At 71.8% G+C, this 17800-nt stretch carries 16 protein-coding genes and 2 tRNA genes; 4 read left to right on the top strand and 14 right to left on the bottom strand.

What is annotated here, in order from left to right; translation table 11 throughout:
- The first annotated feature begins 46 nt into the window (after positions 1-46).
- Positions 47-643: a lytic polysaccharide monooxygenase auxiliary activity family 9 protein gene (locus ACZ5ID_RS15865; RefSeq protein WP_468897704.1), complete on the top strand. Its 597-nt coding sequence runs from the start codon at positions 47-49 to the stop codon at positions 641-643.
- An 89-nt stretch (positions 644-732) separates the two neighbouring features.
- On the opposite strand, the gene ACZ5ID_RS15870 is transcribed toward ACZ5ID_RS15865, so the two are convergent.
- From ACZ5ID_RS15870 to ACZ5ID_RS15915, 10 genes are all read right to left on the bottom strand, one after another.
- The gene (locus tag ACZ5ID_RS15870) at positions 733-2244 is read right to left on the bottom strand and encodes an MFS transporter (RefSeq protein WP_468897706.1); all 1512 of its coding nucleotides are present in this window, start codon (positions 2242-2244) and stop codon (positions 733-735) included.
- A gap of 241 nt (positions 2245-2485) precedes the next feature.
- Positions 2486-2968 carry a group II truncated hemoglobin gene (locus ACZ5ID_RS15875; RefSeq protein WP_468897708.1) on the bottom strand — a complete coding sequence of 161 codons (483 nt, stop codon included), beginning with the start codon at positions 2966-2968 and terminating at the stop codon, positions 2486-2488.
- On the bottom strand, positions 2965-3516 hold the full coding sequence (locus ACZ5ID_RS15880) for a hypothetical protein (protein ID WP_468897710.1): 552 nt from the start codon (positions 3514-3516) through the stop codon (positions 2965-2967). Before ACZ5ID_RS15880 ends, ACZ5ID_RS15875 begins: the two co-directional genes overlap by 4 nt.
- A gap of 113 nt (positions 3517-3629) precedes the next feature.
- Positions 3630-3703: transfer RNA gene (locus ACZ5ID_RS15885), tRNA-Lys, on the bottom strand.
- A 73-nt stretch (positions 3704-3776) separates the two neighbouring features.
- On the bottom strand, positions 3777-4535 hold the full coding sequence (locus tag ACZ5ID_RS15890) for an IclR family transcriptional regulator (protein WP_406555980.1): 759 nt from the start codon (positions 4533-4535) through the stop codon (positions 3777-3779).
- Positions 4536-4712: 177 nt separating this feature from the next.
- Positions 4713-5504 carry an amino acid ABC transporter ATP-binding protein gene (locus ACZ5ID_RS15895; protein WP_468897712.1) on the bottom strand — a complete coding sequence of 264 codons (792 nt, stop codon included), beginning with the start codon at positions 5502-5504 and terminating at the stop codon, positions 4713-4715.
- Positions 5494-6111, bottom strand: a complete 618-nt coding sequence (ehuD, locus tag ACZ5ID_RS15900) for an ectoine/hydroxyectoine ABC transporter permease subunit EhuD (protein ID WP_468897975.1) — start codon at positions 6109-6111, stop codon at positions 5494-5496. Before ehuD ends, ACZ5ID_RS15895 begins: the two co-directional genes overlap by 11 nt.
- A gap of 62 nt (positions 6112-6173) precedes the next feature.
- Positions 6174-6833, bottom strand: a complete 660-nt coding sequence (gene ehuC, locus ACZ5ID_RS15905; protein WP_468897715.1) for an ectoine/hydroxyectoine ABC transporter permease subunit EhuC — start codon at positions 6831-6833, stop codon at positions 6174-6176.
- Positions 6830-7684 (bottom strand): ectoine/hydroxyectoine ABC transporter substrate-binding protein EhuB, encoded by an 855-nt coding sequence (gene ehuB / locus ACZ5ID_RS15910; protein ID WP_468897717.1) that lies wholly within the window; start codon positions 7682-7684, stop codon positions 6830-6832. Before ehuB ends, ehuC begins: the two co-directional genes overlap by 4 nt.
- 51 nt (positions 7685-7735) lie before the next feature.
- Positions 7736-9124 carry an amidase gene (locus tag ACZ5ID_RS15915; protein WP_468897719.1) on the bottom strand — a complete coding sequence of 463 codons (1389 nt, stop codon included), beginning with the start codon at positions 9122-9124 and terminating at the stop codon, positions 7736-7738.
- A 92-nt stretch (positions 9125-9216) separates the two neighbouring features.
- Here ACZ5ID_RS15915 and ACZ5ID_RS15920 point away from each other — a divergent pair, with 92 nt between their 5' ends.
- Together ACZ5ID_RS15920 and ACZ5ID_RS15925 are read left to right on the top strand one after the other, a co-directional pair.
- On the top strand, positions 9217-10320 hold the full coding sequence (locus ACZ5ID_RS15920) for an LLM class flavin-dependent oxidoreductase (RefSeq protein ID WP_468897977.1): 1104 nt from the start codon (positions 9217-9219) through the stop codon (positions 10318-10320).
- A 305-nt stretch (positions 10321-10625) separates the two neighbouring features.
- A complete protein-coding gene (locus tag ACZ5ID_RS15925; protein ID WP_468897721.1) occupies positions 10626-12341 on the top strand; it encodes a glycosyl hydrolase family 18 protein in 1716 nt (571 codons plus the stop codon).
- Positions 12342-12799: 458 nt separating this feature from the next.
- Here ACZ5ID_RS15925 and ACZ5ID_RS15930 read toward each other — a convergent pair whose 3' ends face one another.
- The gene (locus ACZ5ID_RS15930; RefSeq protein ID WP_468897723.1) at positions 12800-14659 is read right to left on the bottom strand and encodes a putative bifunctional diguanylate cyclase/phosphodiesterase; all 1860 of its coding nucleotides are present in this window, start codon (positions 14657-14659) and stop codon (positions 12800-12802) included.
- 330 nt (positions 14660-14989) lie between these two features.
- Between ACZ5ID_RS15930 and ACZ5ID_RS15935 the strand changes: the two genes are divergently transcribed.
- The gene (locus tag ACZ5ID_RS15935) at positions 14990-16258 is read left to right on the top strand and encodes a M6 family metalloprotease domain-containing protein (RefSeq protein ID WP_468897725.1); all 1269 of its coding nucleotides are present in this window, start codon (positions 14990-14992) and stop codon (positions 16256-16258) included.
- Between the two features lie 89 nt (positions 16259-16347).
- Here the strand turns inward: ACZ5ID_RS15935 and ACZ5ID_RS15940 are convergent.
- The 3 genes from ACZ5ID_RS15940 to ACZ5ID_RS15950 form a co-directional block, all read right to left on the bottom strand.
- A tRNA-Lys gene (locus tag ACZ5ID_RS15940) sits at positions 16348-16421 on the bottom strand.
- The gene (locus tag ACZ5ID_RS15945; protein WP_468897727.1) at positions 16412-17029 is read right to left on the bottom strand and encodes a bifunctional DNA primase/polymerase; all 618 of its coding nucleotides are present in this window, start codon (positions 17027-17029) and stop codon (positions 16412-16414) included. Before ACZ5ID_RS15945 ends, ACZ5ID_RS15940 begins: the two co-directional genes overlap by 10 nt.
- Before the next feature lie 282 nt (positions 17030-17311).
- Positions 17312-17650, bottom strand: a complete 339-nt coding sequence (locus tag ACZ5ID_RS15950) for a hypothetical protein (protein WP_468897729.1) — start codon at positions 17648-17650, stop codon at positions 17312-17314.
- Positions 17651-17800: the final 150 nt, after the last annotated feature.

Genomic DNA, 17800 nt, shown 5'->3' on the forward strand with positions numbered 1-17800 from the left:
CGTGCCACGGCCCCAGAACTCCCCCACGTTCTCCAGGAGCGTCAGCATGCGCAAGAAGAAGCTGGGCGCGGCCGTGGTCGCGCTCGCGGCCACGGGTGTCTCCCTGTTCGCCACCTCCAGCGCCGACAGCCACGGCTACACCGACCAGCCGCTCAGCCGCCAGAAGCTCTGCGCCAACCGCACGGTGAGCAACTGCGGCGACATCCAGTGGGAGCCCCAGTCGGTCGAGGGTCCCAAGGGCTTCCCGGCCGGGGGCCCCGCCGACGGCACGCTCTGCGCGGGCGGCAACAGCCGGTTCGCCGAGCTCGACGACCCGCGCGGCGGCACGGGCTGGCCGGCGACCAGGCTGACGGCCGGTCAGTCGTACACCTTCCGCTGGCAGTTCACCGCCCGGCACGCCACGACCGACTTCCGTTACTACCTCACCAAGCAGGGCTGGAACCCGGCTCAGAAGCTGACCCGGGCGGCCCTCGACCCCCAGCCGTTCCTGACCGTCCCGTTCTACGGGAAGCAGCCGCCGCCCACGCTCTCCCACGAGGGCACCCTCCCCACGGGCCGGACCGGCCGCCACATGATCCTCGCGGTGTGGACGATCGCGGACACGGGCAACGCCTTCTACGCCTGCTCGGACGTGCAGTTCTAGCGCGCCCGGGACTCGTCCGCGGGCGGGACGTCAACGACCGCCGGGCGGGCTCGTCATGAGCCCGCCCGGCGGTCGCGCACTGCGGTGGCTCACGCCACCAGCTCACTCTCCGGCTCGGGTGCGGGGACCCCCGCGCTGGTGTTGCGCAGCAGGGCCACCGTCGCCCCCGCCGCCACCAGCAGCAGCACCGTCCCGCCGACCGCCGCGTACTGCATCCCGTGGACGAAGGCCTCCCGGGCCGTCGCCACCAGGGTGTGGTCGGTGCTCGCGACCGCCGCGCCCAGGGTCTCGCGGGCCGTCGCCGGGGCCGAGCCGGGCATGTCCGAGCGGTAGACCGCGGTGCCGATCGAGCCCAGGACCGCCATCCCCATCGCCCCGCCGAACTCCTGGCCGGTCTCCAGGAGCGAGGCCGCCGAGCTCGCCTTCTCGGCCGGGGCCGAGGCCAGCGCCATGTCGGAGACGAGCGCCATCACCGCGACGATGCCGCTGGCCAGTACCGCCGCGCCGGTCAGCAGCAGCCAGAGGGAGTCGGTGCCGGTGAGGGCGAGGATGCCGTAGCCCCCCGCGCCGATCACGAATCCGGCCGTCATGACCGGGGCCTTGCCCGCCCTGGCGGCGACCGCCGTGGCCGTCGGGGCGGCGACGCCCACCGCGAGCGAGGGGGCCATCGACCATAGGGCCGCCTCCATGGTGCCCATGCCGAGCACCGACTGGAGGTACTGGGTGGTGAAGTACGCCGAGCCCATCATCGCGAAGGCGGCGACGGCGTTGAGCGAGATCCCGGCGCCGAAGACGCGGTCGCGGAAGAGCTCACGGCTGATCATCGCGTCCTGCCGGGTCCGCTGGCGGCGGACGAAGACCCAGCCGATCAGCAGGCCCACGGCGACCGAGACGAGCCGGGCCGTGCTGAAGCCCTCGGCGGCGAACTCCTTGAGCCCGTAGACCACCGGCAGCACCGCGCCCATCGACAGCGGCACGCTCAGCAGGTCGAACCTTCCCGGCGCGGGGTCCTTGAACTCGGGGACCAGGACCGGGACGAGGACCAGCAGGAGCAGCATCGCCGGCACGTTGATCAGGAAGACCGAGCCCCACCAGAAGTGCTCCAGCATCACGCCGCTCATCACCGAGCCGAGTGCTATGCCGCCGGCCATGGCGCCGGACCAGATGCCGATCGCCTGGCCGCGCTGCTTGTCGTCGCGGAACATGTTGCGGACCAGCCCCATGGTGGAGGGCATCAGGGTGGCGCCGCCGACACCGAGCAGGGCGCGGGCTGCGATCAGCATCTCGGCGCTGGTCGCGTACGCCGCCGTCACCGAGGCGAGGCCGAAGGCCGCCGCGCCGATCAGCAGCAGCTTGCGGCGGCCGATCCGGTCACCGAGCGAGCCCATCGTGATCAGCAGTCCGGCGAGCGCGAAGGCGTAGATGTCGAAGATCCACAGCTGCTGGGTGGCGCTCGGGTCCAGCTCGCGGGTGAGCGAGGGGATCGCGAAGTAGAGGACGGAGACGTCCATCGAGACCAGCAGGAGCGGCAGCAGCAGGACGACGAAGGCGGTCCATTCCTTGCGGCCCGCGCGGAGGTTCGTGCTCGGTGTGTGCGTCATGACAGGAACTGTACGGCTGTTTAATACGGCCGTCTAGAACGAATGTATAGGACATGTGTATGGAGTGGTGGTGTGGTTCGTCCGGCGCCCGGTGGGGCGTGCTCGCGCAGTTCCCCGCGCCCCTTACGGCAGAAGGCCTGGCCCCGTACCGCGATGACCATGCGATACGGGGCCAGGCCTGTAGGGGCGCGAGGAACTGGGCGATCAGCCCCCCGCCGGCCCGCGGACGAACTCCGGGCAACTAGGCCCGCGGCTGCCACGGCGGGGTCTGGTTCCAGCCCCACCTGGGCACCGTGGCGCCCGTGCCCTCCACCGGCGGCGGGTTCGGCCCGGAGTAGACGAGCGCCATCCGCGTGCCCCACTCGATGTAGTACGCGAACACCGCCCGGAACTCCGGGTCGTCCGGCAGACCCACCTCGTCCGCCGTGTCCATCAGCAGGGAGACCCAGCGCCGCCGCTGCTCCTCGGTGATGCCGCGGCCCAGATGGCGCCCGGCCATCCGGTCGTGGCCGCCGTGGGCCGCGGTGTACTCGGCGGGACCGCCGAAGACCTCGGCCAGCCAGACGGCCACATGGTGGGGGTGCTCGGGCGGGGCCGCCGCGAACACCGGCGCCAGGACCGGGTCCTTGTGCACATGCCCGTAGAAGACCTCGGTCAGGTGGTCCAGTGCCTCCTGGCCGCCCATCCACTCGTAGACGCTGGGAATCCCCGGAGCGTCGCTCATGCGTTTTCCTCCTCGGCCGGCCCCGGCGCGCGGTCGGGGCCCTGGGCGCGGACTTCGCGTACCCGCTCCAGGGAGTCGCGCAGCTCCCCGAGCCAGTCGTCGGTGTGACTCTGTACGAGCCGTACGCACCAGGCAAGGGCCTCGCTGCGACTGCGGACCACCCCGCCCGCCACCAGCGTGTCCAGCACCTGGCGTTCGGGCTGGCGCAGCCGGGTCATGACCGGGGCCGCGACCTGGGTGAACATCACCCGGCGACCACCGCACTCGGCACCCCAGGACACCTTGCGCCCGTAGCGGTGCTCGGCGTCGCGGGCGACGGCGATCCGCTCGTCGCGGGTGCGCTCGCGGAACTCCTGGACGCGGCCGTCGAGGGCGGCGGTGCGCTCGGCGGGGGAGACGTCGTCCGCGAGCGCCGGCTCGGGGACGCGTCCGATGACGGTGATCTCCTCGCGATCGACGGTCACCTCGACCAGGCTCTCGTAGAGCCCCTCGGGGATGCGGCCGGAGAACCAGCCGCGAAGCTGCTCGTGCTGTTCGGCTGTAATCATGTAATCAGCATTACGCGCCCAGGGCGGTACGCCAAGCGTGTTCGCCGTGGGCCGGAAACATGTAGGGACAACGCAAGAAGCCCTCCGCTTTCGCGAAGGGCTTCTGCTGTCTGTGCGCCGCCAGGGACTCGAACCCCGGACCCGCTGATTAAGAGTCAGCTGCTCTAACCAACTGAGCTAGCGGCGCCTGCTGACAGAGAAAATACTACCTGGTCCGCCGGGGTGCTCCTGCCACCCGGCGGATCACGGAAACGAAACGTCTAGATCGCCAGCGACAGCACCACGGGCGCCGCCCGTCGGTTCAGGGTGTCCGCCGCCGAGCGCAGTCGGTGGGCGTGTTCGATCGGGAGGGAGAGCGCCAGGCAGCCGACCGCCGCGCCCGCCGTGAGGGGGACGGCCGCGCAGACCGTGCCCACCGCGTACTCCTGGAGGTCGAGGACCGGGACCGTCGCGGGCTGGCTGTCCAGCTTGCTGAAGAGCACGCGTTCGTTGGTGATGGTCCGCGAAGTGAGCCGGGCGATCTTGTGGCGGGCGAGGTGGTCGCGCCGGCCGTTCTGGTCGAGCTGGGTGAGCAGGCATTTGCCGACCGCGCTGGCGTGGGCCGCCGAGCGGAAGTCCACCCACTCGTTGACCTTCGGGGCGCGCGGCCCGTCCGCGTACTGCGTGATCTTGACTTCGCCGTCGATGTACCGGCTGATGTAGACCGCCGCGCCGACCGAGTCGCGCAGTTCGGTCAGGGTGCTCTGGAGCTTGGCCTCCAGGGCCTGCTGGCGCACCACGCCGGAGCCGAGCAGGACGGTGGAGTCGCCGATGACGTACGCCCCGTCGCTCACCTGCTCCACGTAGCCCTCGCAGCGGAGCATGAGCAGCAGGGAGGCGAGGTGGGCGGTCGGCAGACCGGTCTCTCGTGCGATCTGGACGTCCGTCACTCCGCTCGCGTGCTTGGAGATCGTCTCCAGGACGCGGAAGGCGTACTGCACCGAGTGGAACGGCGCGGTCGGCTCGGGCTTCAGCGCCACGGTTTCCCCCTAGCAGGTCGAGGCTGCGAAGGTGGACAGCTTCACCGTTCCACGATAGCCGCCAAGACCCCGTTCCGGTGGGGGTGTTGACGAGATTGATGATGCGCCCCGGCCCGCACGCTGGGGCGCATCCGTATGGCATATGCCAGAGGAAAGGTCTCTGGCCGGAAGGTGAGGTCAGAGCACCGCGCCCAGGAACTCGCGCGTACGTTCGTGCTCGGCCGCCGTGAAGATTTTCTCCGGCGGACCCGACTCGATGACCTTCCCGGAATCGAACATCATGACCTCGTCCGAGATGTCGCGCGCGAAGTTCATCTCGTGGGTGACGCAGAGCATGGTGATGTCCGTCGTCGTCGCGATGTCCCGCAGGACGTCGAGGACCCCGGCCACCAGCTCCGGGTCGAGCGCGGAGGTCACCTCGTCGAGAAGCAGCACCTGGGGGCGCATGGCCAGGGCCCGGGCGATCGCCACCCGCTGCTGCTGGCCGCCGGAGAGCTGGGAGGGCCTGGCGTCCGTGCGGTCGGCGAGCCCCACCAGGTCGAGCAGCTCCCGCGCCCGTGCCTCGGCCTCGTCGGGGGAGAGCCCGAGCACCCGCACCGGCGCCTCGGTGAGGTTCCTCAGGACGGTCATGTTGGGGAAGAGGTTGAACTGCTGGAAGACCATCCCGATCTTCTTGCGGGCCTCCCGGCGCTCTCTCTCGGCGGCCGGAAACAGTCGGTCCCCATTGACCTGGATCGTCCCGGAGTCGGGTGTTTCCAGGGTCATCAGCAGCCGCAGGATGGTGGTCTTGCCGGAGCCGGACGGGCCGATCAGCGTGACGTGCCGCCCCGGCCGCACCGAGAAGCACAGGTCGTCCAGGACCGTGGTGGACCCGAAGCGCTTGGTGACGTTGTCGAAGGTGATCAGGGGCGCCCCGGGCGGGGTGGCGGGGGAGGCGGGGGCGGACGCGGGGGAGAGGTCAGCGGGCAAGGCGGCGCTCCAGGGCTCGTACGAGAAGGGAAGCCGGATAGGCGATGAGGACGAAGGCGACGCCGACGACGGTCAGCGGCTCGGTGTACTGGAAGGTCGACGCGCCCGCCAGACGGGACTGCTGGAGGAGTTCCAGGACGCTGATCCCGGCGAGCAGCGGGGTGTCCTTCAGCATCGAGATGACGTAGTTGCCGAGCGCCGGAACGACGCGGCGGACCGCCTGCGGCAGGATCACCGCCAGCCAGGTCCGGTGCGCGGGCAGGCTGAGCGCGGTGGCCGCCTCCCACTGGCCCCGGGGCACGGCGTCGATGCCGGCCCGGTAGACCTGCGCGGTGTACGTCGAGTAGTGCAGCCCGATGGCGAGGACGCCGGTGGTCAGGGCGGAGAACTGCACGCCCCACTCGGGCAGCACGAAGAACAGGAAGAACAACTGCACCAGCAGCGGGGTGGTGCGGATGAACTCGGTGACGGCCGTCACCGGCCACCGCACCGCCCGGGACGAGGCGCGCAGACCGAGCGCCCACACCAGCCCCAGCGAGAACGAGATGAGTGAGCCGAGCGCGAGGACTTCCAGGGTGACCAGCACCCCGTCCCAGAAACGCGGCATGAAGTCGCCGACGGCGGACCAGTCCCAGGAGGACTGCGCCGCCTGGGCCGAGACCGAGTGCGTCACTTGACCGTCACCCCCAGATTGGCCTTGGTGCGGCGCTCCAGCGCCTTCATGCCCCGGGTGATCCCGAGGGCGAGGACGAAGTAGATGACGAGGGTGACGCCGTAGATCCGGGCGCTGTCCTGGGTGGCGAGGCGGACCAGGTACGCGGCGAACGACACGTCGCCGACGCCGAGGAGCGAGACCAGCGCGGTGCCCTTGAGCAGCTCGACCAGCAGGTTGCAGAACGGCGGGATCATCTCCGGCACCGCCTGCGGCAGCAGCACCAGCCGCATCCGCTGCCACGGCGTGAGGCTCAGGGCTATGCCGGCCTCGCGCTGCGCGGCCGGGACCGAGTTCAGCGCGCCCCGGACGATCTCCGCCCCGTACGCCCCGTAGGACAGGCCGAGCGCCAGGACGGCCGCCCACATCGGCACCAGCTGCCAGCCCACCAGCGGCGGCAGCACGAAGAACAGCCAGAACATCAGGACCAGGGCGGAGGTGCCCCGGAAGACCTCGGTGTAGAAGCCGGCCAGGAACCTGACGAACACCGAGCGGTGCGTACGGGCCATGCCGACCCCGAAGGCGACGGCGGCGGCCAGCGCCGCGCTGTACACGGTCAGCTGGACGGTGATCCAGATTCCCGGCAGCACCCAGTGCTGCCACAGTCCCGCCGTCATCGGCACAGCTCCTTGGCGGTGAGGTTGGTCATCTCCGCGCGGGTGAAGCCGAACGGCCGCAGGATGCGGAAGAGTTCGCCGCTGGCGCGCATCTTGCGCAGCTCGGTGTTGAAGGCGTCGCGCAGGGTGGTGTCGGTGGGCCGGAAGGCGAAGCCGCCGCCGTCGACCTTCTTCCTGCCGTCGACGACGGCGGCGAAGGGCGCGGTGGCCTCGGCGCGGCTGCTCTTGCGCACCACGGCGCGGGTGGTCAGCGCGGTCCCGGCGAAGACGTCGACGCGGCCGGACTCCACCGCGTTCAACCCGGCGACCTGGTCCTGGAGGATGACGATGTCCTTCTCGGGGATACCGGCGGCGACCGCGTACTGGATCTCGGCGTAGCCGGTGCCGGTGGCGAAGCGGGCGCGGGTGCGCACCACGTCCCGGTAGGTGTGCAGCCCCTTGGGGTTGCCCTTGCGCACGATGAACGCGTCGAGCATCTGGTACTCGGGGTCGGCGAAGAGGACCTGCGCGCAGCGCTCCTTGTTGATGTACATCCCGGCCGAGACGACGTCGAACTGCTGGGAGTTGAGGCCCGGGATCAGTGAGGAGAAGTCGGTGGCCACCGGCTGGACGCGGTCGATGCCGAGCCGCTTGAAGATGACTTTGGCCAGTTCCGGTGCCTCGCCGGTGAACCGGCCGTCCTCGTCGACATAGCCGTACGGGACCTCTCCGGCGATTCCCAGCCGTACCGTGCCCTGCGATCTGAGGCGCCCGAGCGCGTCGCCTTCGGGCACCCGGGAGCAGCCGGCGGCGGCCAGGGCCACGCCGACACCCCCGGCGAGAAACGTTCGTCGTGCAGTTGCTCGAACCATGGCGGCGCCGCTACCCGGGATCGACGCCCCCATGCGTACCGACCGGCTCCCTCAGCTCTCCAGTGCGTGCGCCGCCCTCAGCACCAGGTCGTCGCGGTGGCGCGCGGCGACCAGCTGGAGGCCGATCGGCAGCCCCGCCGCGTCCGTGCCGACCGGGACGGTGAGCGCCGGCTGGCAGGTCAGGTTGAAGGGGTACGTGAACGGGGTCCAGCCCGTCCAGTGGCGCAGCCCGGACCCCTCGGGGACCTCCGCGCCCGCCTCGAAGGCGGTGATCGGCAGGGTCGGGGTGACCAGCAGGTCGTAGGTGCGGTGGAAACGCGCCATCCGGTGGCCGAGCTCGGCGCGCACGTCGAGCGCGGCCAGGTAGTCGAGCGCCGAGTACCGCGCGCCCCGCTCGGCGATGTCCCGCAGCCCCGGCTCCAGGGCCGCGCGCCGCTCGGAGGGGACCCGGGCGGCCACGCGCGCCGCCCCCGTGAACCACAGGGTGTGGAAGGCGGCGACCGGGTCCGCGAAGTCCGGGTCGGCCTCCTCGACGTAGGCGCCGAGTCCGGCGAGCCGGGTCACGCCCGCCCGTACCGCCGCCGCGACCTCGGGGCGCACGGCCACCTGGCCGCCGAAGGACGGCGAGTACGCCACGCGCAGCCCCTTCACGCCCTCGGCGAGGCACGGGGAGACGGGCCGGGCGGCCTCGCCCGCCGACCAGTCGCGCCAGTCGGCGCCGCTGATCACGTCGAGCAGCAGCGCCGTGTCGGCGGCGTCCCGCGCCAGCGGCCCGACGTGCGCCAGCGAACCGAAGGGGCTCGGCGGGAACAGCGGCACCCGCCCGTACGTCGGCTTCAGCCCGACGACCCCGCAGAACGAGGCGGGAATGCGCACCGAGCCGCCGCCGTCGGTGCCGAGGGAGAGCGGCGCCGCCCCGGCCGCCACCGCCGCCGCGCTGCCGCCGCTGGAGCCGCCCGCCGTACGGGAGGGGTCGTGCGGGTTGCGGGTGATCCCCGAGAGCGCCGAGTCGGTGACCGCCTTCCACCCGAACTCGGGCATCGTGGTCTTGCCCACCAGCACCGCCCCGTGCTCGCGCAGCCGCGCCACGGCGGGCGCGTCCACCTCCCAGGGCCCGGGGCCCGCCGGGAGCGTGGAGCCGCGCAGGGTCGGTCCGCCGGCCACCGGGAGCGCGTCCTTGACGGACACCGGCACCCCGTCGAGCGGGCCCAGCGGCTCCCCGGCCCGCCAGCGCGCGGTGGATTCCACGGCCCGGGCCAGCGCCGCCTCGGCGTCGACCCGGACGAAGGCGTTGATCCGGGGCTGTACGGCGGTGATCCGCTCCAGTACGTCGCGGACCGCGTCGAGCGGGGAGAAGTCGCCCCGGCCGTATCCGGCCCTGAGTTGACGGGCGGTCAGGTCGGCGAGGGAGGTGGTGAGGCCTGTCGTCGGCTCGGTCATGCCCGGGTTCGTACCCGGGTTTGCTGATCGACAGCGGCCCGGCGGATGCCTGTGGCCGGGAATAAAACGGAGACCGCCTCCAGTTGGCTTCGGTGTATCCGTACGGCACGAACTGGAGGAGCGGACCGGTGGACGTGGACGACATTCGAGGGACGGCGTTCGGCAGCGCGCCCGTGCCCCTGTCCGTGCTGGACCTGGTGACGGTCGGCAGCGGCTACACCGCGAGCACGGCCCTGCGCACCAGCGTGCAGATCGCCCGGCTCGCCGAGCGGCGCGGCTTCACCCGCCACTGGGTCGCCGAGCACCACTCCATGCCCGGCGTCGCCTCCTCGTCCCCGGCCGTCATCCTCGCCCACCTCGCCGCCCACACCGAGCGCATCCGGCTCGGCTCGGGCGGCGTGATGCTGCCCAACCACGCCCCGCTGGTGATCGCGGAGCAGTTCGGCACGCTGGAGGCGCTGGCGCCCGGGCGCATCGACCTGGGCCTGGGGCGCGCGCCCGGCACGGACGGCGCGACGGCGGCGGCCCTGCGCCGCACCGACCACTTGAACGAAGGCGCGGACGATTTCCCGCAGCAACTGGCCGAGCTGACCCGCTTCCTGGACGACGACTTCCCCGACGGGCACCCCTACGCCCGTATCCACGCCGTGCCCGGCCCCGTGCAGGGACCCACCGGCCGCCCCCCGATCTGGCTGCTGGGCTCCTCCGGCTTCAGCGCCCGGCTCGCCGGGATGCTGGGCCTGCCGTTCGCGTTCGCGCACCACTTCTCGGCCGCCAACACCGTGCCCGCGCTGGACCTCTACCGGGAGTCGTTCCGGCCCTCGGCGGTGCTGGCCGCGCCGTACGCGCTGATCGGCGTCTCCGCGCTGGCCGCCGACACCGAGGAGGAGGCCCGCCGCCAGACGCTCACCAACGCCCTGTCGATGGTGCGGCTGCGCACCGGCCGCCCCGGTCTGGTGCCGACGCCCGAGGAGGCGGCGGCGTACTCCTTCAGTGCGCTGGAGCGGGAGTTTGTCGACGGCTGGCTGGCCAACGTGGTCTCCGGGACGGCCGAGGAGGTGCGCGAGGGACTCGACGCGCTCCAGAAGCGCACGGGCGCGGACGAGCTGATGCTGACGGCGAACGCGCACGGGCCCGAGGTGCGGCTGCGCTCGTACGAACTGATCGCGGACGTCTACGGGGCGCCCACGGCGTAGTCCACCGGCGCCCCCGCGGCGAGCGCCCGAAGCCTCGCGCGGTGCCCGCGCACCGGTGAATCCTGAATTCCGCAAGGCCGGTGGTCCAACCCGGCCACGGCCCCACCCAAGATCCATAAGACACCCTTAAACCGCTCGTCACCGATGGTGGCGGGCGGTTCGTGCGTAAGGTCCACCGCGCTGACAAGCGGTTTCGCTCCCAAATTGGTCTAGTCCTCAATTTGGTTCAGACCATTGACTCGGCCCCGGAGTGATCGCTATCACTGCTGCAACCGCCGTTCCGCTCAGCTCCCCGGAGGCCGACCGTGCCCGTCCGCAGACCTCTAGCCGCAGCCCTCACGACCGCGACGCTCGCCGCCGGCGCGCTGGCCGCCTTCGCGGGCCTCGGCCCGGCCGGCGCCGCCTCCGCCGGCCGCACCGAGACGGTCGCCGCCTCCACGGGCGGCGTGAAGATCGCGTACTACGACCAGTGGAGCGTGTACGGGAACGCCTTCTACCCCAAGCACCTCGACACCCGGGGCATCGCGGGCAAGCTGGACGTCATCAACTACTCGTTCGCCAACATCCACCCCACCGACCTCACCTGTTTCGAGGCCAACAAGGCGGCGGGCGACGACAGCAACGCGAGCGCCGGTGACGGCGCGGGCGACTCCTACGCCGACTACCAGAAGTCGTTCGGCGCGGCCGACAGCGTCAGCGGGACCGCCGACACCTGGAACCAGCCCATCGTCGGCGTCTTCAACCAGTTCAAGCAGCTCAAGGCGAAGTACCCGAAGCTGAAGATCAACATATCGATCGGCGGCTGGAGTTACTCCAAGTACTTCTCGGACGCGGCGAAGACCGACGCGAGCCGCAAGAAGCTGGTGGCGTCCTGCGTCAAGCAGTACATCCAGGGCGACCTGCCGGTCGACGGAGGCTTCGGCGGCCCCGGGACCGCCGCCGGGATCTTCGACGGCATCGACATCGACTGGGAGTACCCCGGCTCGCCCGACGGCCACCTCGGCAACCACTACGCGCCCGAGGACAAGCAGAACTTCACGCTGCTGCTCGCCGAGTTCCGCAAGCAGCTCGACGCCTACGGGGCCGCGCACGGCGGCAAGAAGTACCTGCTGACGGCGGCGATGCCGGCCGGCCAGGACAAGATCAAGAACATCGAGACCGACAAGGTCGGGCAGTACCTCGACTACGCCAACGTCATGACGTACGACATGCACGGCGCCTGGGACGGCGACGGGCCGACGTACCACCAGTCGCCGCTGTACTCGGGCGCCGACGACCCGACCGACGTGATCAAGCCGGGCACCCAGAAGTACTCGATCGCCAACGCGGTCGACTCCTGGCTGGACGGGAACGCGGCGTACGGCATCGCGGGCGGCTTCCCGGCGAACAAGCTCACCCTCGGGTACGAGTTCTACTACCGCGGCTGGAAGGGCGTCCCGGCGGGCAGCGCGGGCGGCCTCGCCCAGACGGCGACCGGCCCCTCGGGCGCACGGCCGCTGAGCCAGCAGCCGGGCATCGCCCACTACAAGGAGCTCGGCGGGATCGTCGACAACGCGGCGACGACGTACTGGGACGACCGGGCGAAGGCGTCCTACTTCTACAAGGACGGCGAGTTCTTCACCGGCCTGAACCAGAAGTCGATCCAGGCGCGCGCCGACTACGCGCACAGCCGGGGGCTCGCGGGCGCGATGATGTACTCGCTGCTCGGGCTCGACGACCGGACGACGCTCCTGAACCAGATCGTCACGGCGGTCGGCTCGTCCCCGTCCTCGACGCCGGACCCGACGACGCCGCCGACGACTCCCCCCACCACGCCGCCGACGACGCCTCCCACGACGCCTCCGACGACTCCGCCGACGACGGGCTGCACGGCCGCGGCCTGGGACAAGGGCGGTACGTACACGGGCGGGGCGCAGGTCTCCCACAAGGGCCACACCTGGAAGGCCAAGTGGTGGACGCAGGGCGAGGAGCCCGGGACGACGGGTGAGTGGGGGGTGTGGCAGGACCTGGGCGCGTGCTGATGTGAGCCGAGAGCCCCCTTCGGGGGGAAGCCGCCCCACCCCGTGCCGGGGGTGGGGCGGCTTTCTCTTGCCGGGGGCTCCGCCCCCGGACCCCCGCTCCTCGATTTTGTCCGCGGGTGAGTGGGGGCTGGTCGCGCAGTTCCCCGCGCCCCTCAAGAACGGGCTCCGCCCCGATCGACGGACGGGGGCTGGAGGTGCGGCGACCAGGAGGTACCCAGGGCCGCGGAGAACTGCGCGAGCAACCTCCCACCGGCCGGCAGGCGAACACCGGCCCCTTCAGGGGCGCGGGGAACTGCGCGAGCAACCCTCCACCGGACGGTCAGACGAACCCCGGGCCGACCCAGGGGCGCGGGGAACTGCGCGACCAGCCCCCACCGGACGGTCAGACGAACCCCGGGCCGACCAGGGGCGCGGGGAACTGCGCGACCGGCCACCCACTTACCCGCGGACGAACCCCGTTACTGCGGCACCCCGCACCCCCCGGACAGCATCGTCCCGATACACCCCGGCCCCACCGCCCGCGAATACAACCACCCCTGCCCCGTGTCGCACCCGATCCGCCGCAGCCGCCCCGCCTGGTGTGACGTCTCCACGCACTCCGCCGTCACCTTCAGGCCCAGCCGGTGCGCCAGTTGCACCAGTGCCTCGACGATCGTCTCGTCGGCGGGGTTGGGATGCGTACCGCCCTCGTCGTACTGGAAGCCCCGGACGAAGGAGCCGTCCAGTTTCAGGACCGAGACCGGCAGCCGGGAGAGGTACGCGAGGTTCGAGTAGCCCGTGCCGAAGTCGTCGATGGCGATCCGTACGCCCATGTCGGACAGGGCCTGGAGGGCCTGGAGGGGACGGCCCGCCGAGCCCATCACGGCGGACTCCGTGAGCTCCAGTTGCAGCAGGTGCGGCGCGAGGCCCGTCTCCGCGAGGATCTCCGCCACGTCCGCGACCAGGTCGGAGTCCCAGACCTGGCGCACGGCCACGTTCACGCTGACGAAGATCGGCGGCACCCCGGGGTGCTCGATCTGCCAGCGGCGTGCCTGCCGGCAGGCCGTGCGCAGGACCCAGCGGCCGAGCTGGACGATCGAGCCGTCTTCTTCCGCAATTCCGATGAACCGATTCGGCGCCAGTGTGCCGAACTGTGGATGGTTCCATCTGACAAGCGCCTCGACGCCCTCCACTGATCCGTCGGCCATCCCCACCAGCGGCTGGTACTCCAGCGCGAACTCGCCCCGCTCCACGGCCGGGCGCAGCGTCGAGGAGAGCGCCTGACGGGTCATCCGGTGCGCGTTGCGCTCGGGGTCGAAGAGGGTCCAGCGGGCCTTGCCGTCGGCCTTGGCCCAGTACAGGGTCGTGTCCGCGTCCTGCATCAGACCGGTGGCCGTCGTGCCCGCGACCGCCCGCTCCACCACGCCGATGGACGCCGAGACCGACAGCCGCTGCCCGGCCAGGTCGAACGGCTGCTGGAGCACCGCCAGTACGGACTTCGCCAGATCCGCCAGCTGCTCGGTCCCCGTCGAGTCCTCGACCAGGACCGCGAACTCGTCGCCGCCCAGGCGCGCCACCAGATGGCCGCCGCTGCGGGCGTAGCCGCTCTGGTCGGCGCAGTGCGTGAGGCGGGCCGCGACCGCCGACAGGAGCCGGTCGCCGATGCGGTGGCCCAGCGTGTCGTTGACGGCCTTGAAGCCGTCGAGGTCGAGGTAGCAGATCCCGATCCGGCCGGTGCCGCCGCGTCCGTACGTGGACGCCTCCATCGCCCCCGCGAGCCGCTCGAAGAAGAGCGTCCGGTTGGGCAGGCGGGTCACCGGGTCGTGCATCTGGAGGTGGCGCAGCCGCGCCTGGAGCTCGCGCCGGTCGCTGATGTCGGTGATCGAGAGGAGCGCTCCGGTCCCGTCGCGCACCGGCGAGACGGTGACCTCGGCCCACAGCGAGTGCCCGTCGGGGTGCTTGAGGCGGCGGGTGCAGCGGAACCGGGAGCGGCTGCCGTGCAGGACGTCCTGGTAGATGTGCCAAGTACGGGCGTCGGCGGCGAGGTCGACGAGGTCGGCGGCGGCCTGGCCGCACAGCTCGGTGGGCGCGGAGCCGAGCAGTTCGGCCAGCGCGTGGTTGACGGCGGTCACCGTGCCGTCCCGGTCGACGACGGCCATCGCCAGATGGGCCGCGTCGAACGCCGCGCGGTAGTCGCGCGGCTCGGCCGTGGTGCGCCCGACCGCGTGACGTTCGGGCGGTCGTCCCATGGGCCCCAGCGGCCCCTCCAGATCACGCTCTGTGACCGGTGGCCGCATGGTCCCGGGGGCTGCTCCCGGTCCTTCGGGGGTTCCGCTCACCGCTCGCTCCCGCTGTGCATTCGAGTCGTACAGAGATGTGGTCGGGGCCGTCGGCCGAGTGGAGGACAGCCGTCCGAGGCTGAATCCACGCAGGAAAGTGTGCCGATCATAGAGGCAGGCGCAATGGCCGAGCCAGCTCCACAGTCGTGATCATGCGCACCCGGGAGCACAGGCCGATCGTTTCTGCACGTGCCTGGCCAGCGGCGATTCACAAGTGACCAATTGTGACTTTCTGTAAGGCGTCGGGGTGTCGGGCTGGTGTCGGGCCCCTCACCCGCCTGGGGCAGCGGAACAGGGCGTAATCACACAAATCACCACAAGGTGGGTGAGGTGTCCCGCATTCCGTACCCGGAGGTCGACGTGGAGCGTCAGCTGACACCCGGGGGAGTGGAGCGTGCCCGGCTGCGCAGTGCCGCCGCCGCGCTCACCTCCCTGACCGCGGTCGCCGCCACCACCCTCGTGGCGGGCCCCGCCGTGGCCGCCAGATCCGCGATGCCCTGCGCCCTGCCCCGCACCGCGGCCCACCACTCGCTGGGAGTGGACACCTGGAACACCGCCTATCCCCGCCCGGTGCGCACGCTCAGGGCGGTGATGGTCTTCCTCTCCTTCCCGGACTCGGTGCCCGTGGCCGCCCCCAAGGACATCGCCACCGACTACTTCCCCGCGACCAGCGACTTCTTCGCCCGCGCCTCGTACGGGAAGTTCCGGCTCCAGGCCGACACACGGCCGGAGTGGGTGCGGATGCCGAAGCCGTCCACCTCCTACCGGATACAGCGCGACTGGGACCCGGACCGGCGCACCGAGTACCTGCGCGACGCCGTCACGGCCGCCGACCCGGGCGTGGACTTCTCCGCGTACGACATCGTCTACCTGGTCGCGGACCCGGACGCGCCGGGCGTCGACTCGGACGCCACCAAGGTCGTCAACTTCGACCAGCCGCTGCGGGTCGACGGGACGGACCTCAAGCGGGTCGTCACGGTCTTCGAACAGCACCCGCCGGACCGCAATGTCCTGGCGCACGAGACCGGGCACGTCTTCGACCTGCCCGACCTCTACCACCGCCCGGTCGACGGCAAGGGCGACTGGGACACGTACGTCGGCGACTGGGACGTCATGGGCAGCCAGTTCGGGATGGCCCCGGACCTGTTCGGCTGGCAGAAGTGGAAGCTGGGGTGGCTGGACCGGCGCCAGGTGGCGTGCGTGGCGACGCGCGGGTCCTCACGCCTGACCCTGGCGCCGCTCTCGGAGTCGCCCGCGCGGGTGGGCCACGGCGGCGTCCGGCTCGCGGTGGTGCGGACCTCGCAGGACAGCGCGGTCGCCATCGAGGCCCGGAACTCGGCGGGCAACGACCGTACGACCTGTACGTCGGGGCTGCTGATCTACCGGGTCCGCAGCGAGACGGCGTCGGGCACCGGCCCGGTCGAGGTCCTCGACACCCACCCCAATACGGGGGCGTGCTGGGAGCGCTCGGTCTACCCGGCGCTCGCGGACGCGCCGCTGAACGTGGGCGAGACGTTCACCGTGCCGGGGGAGGGGATCCGGATCGAGGCGACGGGGCGGACGCGGTCGGGGGGCTGGACGGTGAAGGTCACGCCGTAGGCGCGACGGCTCCGCCCCGGGCGTACCCGGCGGACCCGTCCGGGCATACGAAAAGGCCCCCCGCTCGCGCGAGGGGCCTTCTCCGTCTGTGCGCCGCCAGGGACTCGAACCCCGGACCCGCTGATTAAGAGTCAGCTGCTCTAACCAACTGAGCTAGCGGCGCCTGCTGACGTCGTAGACCTTAGCACCCTGATCGGCGGGAGGAAAAATCGATAAGCGCCGGTCGGCGGGGGCGCTGTCGCGGGCGGCCCGGACGCATGCCCACAGCAGTACGTCCGGGCCCGGCAGTCTGGGGTGGCGGGTGTCCGGGGCGATCAGCCAGCGGGCGGCGCCGGGGCGGCCGGGGTCCCCGGGGCGGCCGGTGCCGGGGCGGCCGATGCCGGGCACGGTGACCGCGTCGCCCGTGCCGTGGCAGAGCAGCGGCGGCACCTCGGCCCACTCCTCCCAGCCGAGCAGGGCGGGCAGGCGGTGGGCGGTGCCGGGGGTGGCGAAGAGCAGCATCCTGCCCCGGTGCCGGGCGACCGGCCCGGAGCCGGCGCCCTCGCCCCACAGCCGGTCCAGCATCCGGCGCCCGAAGAGGGCGGGTACGCCGACCACGTCGAAGACCGAGCCGCAGGGGAGCACGACGGGGGCGTCCGGGCGGTCCTCCCACAGGGCGAGGGTGCTGCGCGGGTACGAGCTCGCCGACGCCAGCCACGCGGCGCCCTCGGGGGTCACCTCCCCGGCACCGTCATGGGGGAGCAGGGCCTCGTCGCGCCGCATGATGCTCATGGGTCATAGGTCTACGGGTCGCGGCGCCCCCGTCTGGGCGGATTGCCGGAAACCGGGACGGGGTGGGGCGGGTAGGAGTATCTTGCGCGGCCGGTGGCATATGCCCGTGGGGTTGCCCGGTGTTTGGGTGCGGGTGGTGGTGGGTTGCTCGCGCAGTTCCCCGCGCCCCTGCAAGCCTGTGGCTGAGCCAACTGCTCGGGCTGCGGCCGACCCCCTGAGGGGCGCGGGGAACTGCGCGACCAGCCACCCACTCACCCGCAGACGAACCCCCCACCCCACCCCCTACCCCCGCTCCCCCCGCGACAGATCCCGGCCGAACTCGACCATCTTCTTCGCGTAGTCCTCGGTCCACTGCGCCCGCTCGGCGATGTCCGCCGCCGTGAGGCGGTCGAAGCGGCGGGGGTCGGCCAGCTGGGCCGCCGCGATCGCCTGGAACTCCACCGCCCGGTCCGCCGCCGCGCGGAACGCCAGCGCCAGTTCCGTGGAGCGCGACAGCAGCTCCCGGGGGTCGTCGATCGACTCCAGGGCGAAGAAGTGCTCCGGGTCGGCGGCGGCCTCGGCCGGCTCGAACAGCAACGGCGCCGGCCTCAGCCGCTGCTCTTTCCGCTCGGACTCCGCCATCGGGTCTCCTCCTGCCGCAGTTCAGCGGCCCGGAGTTCGCCCCGGGCCACCCTCCATTGTCCCGCGCCCCGCAAGTGGGCCTCACGCCGTCCGCGCGCCCCCTACGGCCGCCACCGCACCCGGTGCTCCGCCAGATGCGTGAGGACCGCG

The sequence above is a fragment of the Streptomyces sp. NPDC031670 genome (assembly GCF_055580545.1).